Here is a 4,730-nt window from a genome sequence, read left to right on the forward strand (position 1 = left end):
CTGCTTGGTCAGAAGCCGGACAAGGTGATCCTGTTCGGCGATCAGCGTCCCTATCACCAGGTGGCGGTGGCGCTGTGCCGGGAGCTCGGCATCGATGTGTGGTGCCTGGAGGAAGGGTATCTACGACCCGATTACGTGACCGCCGAACGCGAGGGCAACAATGCGGCGTCCCTGCTGCCGCGGGTCCTGTCGGCCTATGATCGCAACAAGGCGGCCCCTGTCGAGGCGCCGGTGACGATCCCCGCCGCCAGCTTCAAGCCCATGGCCTGGTGGGCTTTCAAATATTACCTGGCGATGTCGGCCGGCAGCGTGGTGTTTCGGCAATATTCCCATCATCGCGAGCGCTCCTTGTTGGGAGAGGCGATGCTCTGGAGCCGCAACGCCATGCGCAAATACACCGATCGCTGGACCAATGCGAAGAAGATCATCGACCTCGTCGACAATTTCGACCGCAAATATTTCGTCGCCGCCCTGCAGGTGCATGATGACCTGCAATTGAGGGTCCACGGCGCAGGCTGGACCATGGAGCGCATGATCGAGGCCACGATCCGCTCCTTTGCCAAGCACGCCCCGCCCGGCACCCGCCTTGCCTTCAAGGCCCATCCGCTCGACCGCGGGCATCGGCCCTATCACCGCTTCGTGGCGCAGCTCGCCAAGCTGGCGGGTGTGGCCGATCGAGTGTCCTTGATCGACGACGGGCCGACCGGGCTGTTGATCCGGCATGCCCGCGGCATGATCACGGTCAACAGCACCACGGGAATTCTGGCGTTGCAGCGCAATTGCCCGGTCTTCGTGCTGGGGAATGCACATTATGCCATTGACGGCCTTGTCGCCCATGGTGGCGAAGACAGGCTGAAACAGTTCTGGAGCGCGCCCTTCCTGCCCAACGCGGCCGCGAGGGACGCCTTCGTCAGTCACATGGTGGCGGAGACGCAGATCAACGGCTCCTATTATCTGAGCCGTTACTTTGACCTGACCATCCGCAACCTGATCGGCCGCATCGACGACAATGTGGTGGAATTGCCGAAGAAGGCGCCTGCGCGCGTACTGAAATCGGCTTGAATCTCTGCCTGATCGGCTTTGTAATCGTGTGAATCGGCAAGCAGGCCCCACAGTGCCTTCTGCGGATCGTCGACACCCCTTACTACTGCCTTGTCGCATCCTACTTACTCAGTATCTTGATTCCGATCCGTCAATGCAATGGCACGCGCTCGGCGCCAGCGCTGATATCTCCACTTCTCCTGTGCACTCCTGCACCGCCACTACGGTCGTCCATTGAACGATCACAGCACCCGATGAGGCGGGGTCAGCGGCTGAGGAGACGCTCGTCGATATTTTCGCCGGGAAGATGCCAATTCTGCCATTCTCATCTTGGCGAAGGAGGGCAGCCCGATCCCGGAAATCGTGCGGCGCACCGGACATAGCCGCAGTCTCGTACGCAAGATATTGCGGGGCAGCGTTCGGATATCTTCCGGCTTCGGGAAAGCTCATTGGAGCTCTATCTGCCTTGGCTCGATGCCGAATGGGAAGCGGGCCATCACAATGGCGCCAGGTTATGGCGAAAGCTCCAGGAACAAGGCTTCAGGGGATGCCTCCAGGTCGTGAGCGAATGGGCTGCGCGGCGCCGGCGTGCCGAAAAGGTCAATGGCGATAATTTGCGCAGCACACCATCAGCCCACACAATTGCCCGCCTCCTTACCATCGGTCGTGATGACCTCTCCAAAGCTGAAACTGTCACCGTCGCCGTCATCGAGAAGGGTGTGGCGTTGCTCGTCGAAGCACGAGAAACCATCGGTGCTTTCCAGGCCATGATCCGCAAGAAGACCTTGGCCGATTTCGAACCCTGGCTCGAGCATGCTTCTCAAGAGCCGAGACCTTCTCGTTCGTCAAAGGTCGCAACTGGCAAACGCTTTTCGATCCCATCTGTCGGAACTCTGTTGATACCGGAGTGAAACTCCCCAAATCCGCCGTTTCCCTGGCCGACGAGATCCGCATCTTCGAGGATGGTTCGCTGATCGCCAGCCATCCTGTTCTGGAAGGACGTCATCAACGCCGCGTCGCGCCTGGGCATCCCAAGGCCATGACGACGCAGCGGCGATGGAGTGAGGCAGGCTCGCCCCCGGTAATCCGAGCAGGAGATGTCGTCGCTCAGCGCTCGCTCGACTTTTATGACGCCATTGCCCAACGCCTTGCACAGAAGAACCGGCCATGAGTGCATCGTTGGACCTGATACCCAACACGATCGATCGCATCCGCCACGACCTCGTGGGTCTGAAGATGCCCCGTGCCCTTGAGGCGCTCGATCAGATTGTCCGCCGCCTTGAGCACGGAGAGATCAGCGCCCTCGAGGCGATCGACACCCTCTTGTCCGAAGAGCTAACCTTGCGCGAGAACAGCCGGATCAAGACCGCTTTGCGCATGGGGCGCCTGGCAACCATCAAAACTCTGGCCGGCTTCGACTTCTCCTTCCAGCCCTCTCTGGATCGGGACCGTGTCCTCACCTTGGCGCAACTGGGCTTCATTACCCGATGTGAAGTCATTCACCTGCTCGGGCCGCCTGGTACCGGTAAAAGCCATCTGGCGACCGCCCTGGGCGTCGAGGCGGTCAAGGCTGGACGGAGCGTTTACTTCTGTACCCTGGCAGACCTGATCGCCACGCTCGCGCGAGCTGAAAGAGAGGGCCGGCTTCCGCTTCTATTGTCGCCCCGCGCTCCTTGTCGTTGACGAAATCGGTTATCTGCCCGTCGTGCAAGGCGGCGGAAATCTCTTCTTCCAACTCGTCAATGCACGCTACGAGCGCGGCGCCATGATCCTGACCTCCAACAGAGGTTTTGCCGAATGGGGCGAGGTCTTCGGCGATCCTGTCGTTGCCACGGCGCTGCTCGACCGCCTGCTGCACCACGCCATCGTTATCCAGATCGAGGGCTCAAGCTATCGGCTGCGCGAGCACGCCGAGCTCATGCCAGAGCACGTCAGATCCAAAGCCATCATCGCGCCGCCGAGTCTACAACCAACACCGAGGCCCCGCGGCCGACCGCCCAAAAATGGCCACATATCCGCGATGCCCTGATCGTCGAAACTGGGGAATTTTACTTCGGCGCTCTTGGGCTCTCCCGCAATTTCGGTGCAACGATCATGAGGCGATGAGGCGGGCGCGGAGGAGGTCAATGCCAGCGCGGCCGTACATGGAGCGCTTGATCAGTTTAAGCTTGTTGATTTTGCCTTCGACCGGGCCCGTGCTCCAAGGCATGACAAGCGCCGCGCGAACAGCATCGATGTCGCGCGCCAATCCCCGCGCAAAAGATGCAAAAGGACTGTCGAGCGCGTCAGCAAGCCAGGGGGTCAACAGGTCGGCCTCTCGTTTGGTCAGCATTGCCTGGAAACGGCGAGCAAGGTTTGTCGCCGTGGCGATTGCCGACGAGGCCGAGCATAGGGCTTCGACGAACGCGCGGTCCTCGGTTTTCAGATTATCTGGCAGCGCCGTCAGCAAGCGTGTTGCCTGTCGGGGCGAGGGAGGCCGCCAGCGCTGCTGCGCGGGCACCGCAACTCGCCTCGTAGCAGCGACGGGCTGGCGAAGTCTGTTCCTTACCCAGTGCCGGAAGTTTTTCACCTGACCGCGATATCCCTGCCGGCACACTTCTCGGTAAAGCTGCGTGGCATTGCGACACCCTTCCTGCCAGCGACGCCGCAGAAAGGGCGCGTAGGCATCGGCCGGATGAGCCTGCGAGGCTTTGCGCACCCAGGTGCCAGGGTGTTCATTGTCCAGCCATGAGCGGATTGTTTTGCGATCCAGGCCGGTTTCGCGCTGCACCGCCAGCACGCTCCAGCCCTTGGCCTTGAGATCGACAACCTTGTCGAACAGCGCCTGGCGCCGGGCCCGGTTTTCGTCCTGCTGGCGGTGCAGCTTTGACGATCTTTCCGCCGCCAGCGTGCCAGGGCACGAAGCGGGTTTTTCGCTGACTTGTCCGGCGAGAGATCCGCCGATCTCGCGCAGTAGGTGGTGCCGTCTTTCGAGGACATTGAGTAAAGCGTCTGAGCAGTTGCGCAGCATATGCCAGCGATCGGCAACCTGTATCGCGCCGGGCGTACCCTCACGGGCGGCTTGTGCATAGGCCCCGGCACGATCGCGTGCGATGATCTCGACGCCCGGATGCATCCTCAGCCACTGGCAAAGCGTGGCACTTTCCCGATCGGCCAGTAGGTCAACGATCCGATTGGACTCCAGATTCATCAGCACCGTGCCGTAGCGCTGACCGCGGCGCCAGGCCCAATCATCGACGCCCAGAACGCGGGGGGGGGGGGGCGGGGGCGAGGCGTGGCTCATCGCACACCAGCCTGAGGAGCGTATCCGGGCTCGATGGCATGCCCAATCGATCGGTGAGACGAGCCCCAGCTTCTCCGCCCAGGGCAACGCCAACGCAGCGCTGAAGATCGCGGAGCCGTAGCGTCCGTCGGGCGTAAGGCATCACGACGCCTTCAGCTCGCTCCCCGAATATGCGTTGCGAGCATCGCGTGTTGATGCAGCGCAGGCGCCGGACTTGCACGCGAATGGTAACCCTGCGTCCGAGCCAGGGAAGATCGGCGATACGCCGTTCATAGCGGCTATGGGTCTTCGTCGATGCGCATCGGCAGCGCGGGCAACGCGCCCTTACACAGCGCGATCGGCACAGCACGGTAACACGGTCAGCGTCGGGATGGATTCGCTCCACGACAAGTTCGCGAGGAATGAA

Annotated in this window: 5 protein-coding genes and 1 pseudogene; 4 read left to right on the top strand and 2 right to left on the bottom strand. The window is 61.6% G+C overall.

Annotated features, from left to right (window positions below):
* The 4 genes and pseudogenes from ACTJKX_RS37820 to istB all read left to right on the top strand — a co-directional run.
* Positions 1-1,062: capsular biosynthesis protein (locus ACTJKX_RS37820; RefSeq protein WP_440728468.1), on the top strand; the 1,062-nt coding region annotated here is incomplete at its 5' end.
* A 428-nt stretch (positions 1,063-1,490) separates the two neighbouring features.
* On the top strand, positions 1,491-1,952 hold the full coding sequence (locus ACTJKX_RS37825; RefSeq protein ID WP_394315457.1) for a hypothetical protein: 462 nt from the start codon (positions 1,491-1,493) through the stop codon (positions 1,950-1,952).
* Positions 1,949-2,212, top strand: coding sequence for a hypothetical protein (locus ACTJKX_RS37830; RefSeq protein WP_440728469.1), 264 nt, complete (start codon positions 1,949-1,951; stop codon positions 2,210-2,212). Before ACTJKX_RS37825 ends, ACTJKX_RS37830 begins: the two co-directional genes overlap by 4 nt.
* Positions 2,209-3,070, top strand: a pseudogene (gene istB, locus ACTJKX_RS37835) (IS21-like element helper ATPase IstB). Before ACTJKX_RS37830 ends, istB begins: the two are co-directional and overlap by 4 nt.
* Before the next feature lie 63 nt (positions 3,071-3,133).
* On the opposite strand, the gene ACTJKX_RS37840 reads toward istB, so the two are convergent.
* Complete coding sequence (locus tag ACTJKX_RS37840; protein ID WP_440728470.1) at positions 3,134-4,324, bottom strand: ISL3 family transposase; 1,191 nt, start codon at positions 4,322-4,324, stop codon at positions 3,134-3,136.
* The gene (locus ACTJKX_RS37845; protein WP_440728471.1) at positions 4,272-4,709 is read right to left on the bottom strand and encodes a transposase family protein; all 438 of its coding nucleotides are present in this window, start codon (positions 4,707-4,709) and stop codon (positions 4,272-4,274) included. Before ACTJKX_RS37845 ends, ACTJKX_RS37840 begins: the two co-directional genes overlap by 53 nt.
* Positions 4,710-4,730: the final 21 nt, after the last annotated feature.

Origin of the sequence: Labrys sp. 22185, assembly GCF_052045555.1 — a bacterium.
In the GTDB taxonomy this organism is placed as follows: domain Bacteria; phylum Pseudomonadota; class Alphaproteobacteria; order Rhizobiales; family Labraceae; genus Labrys; species Labrys neptuniae.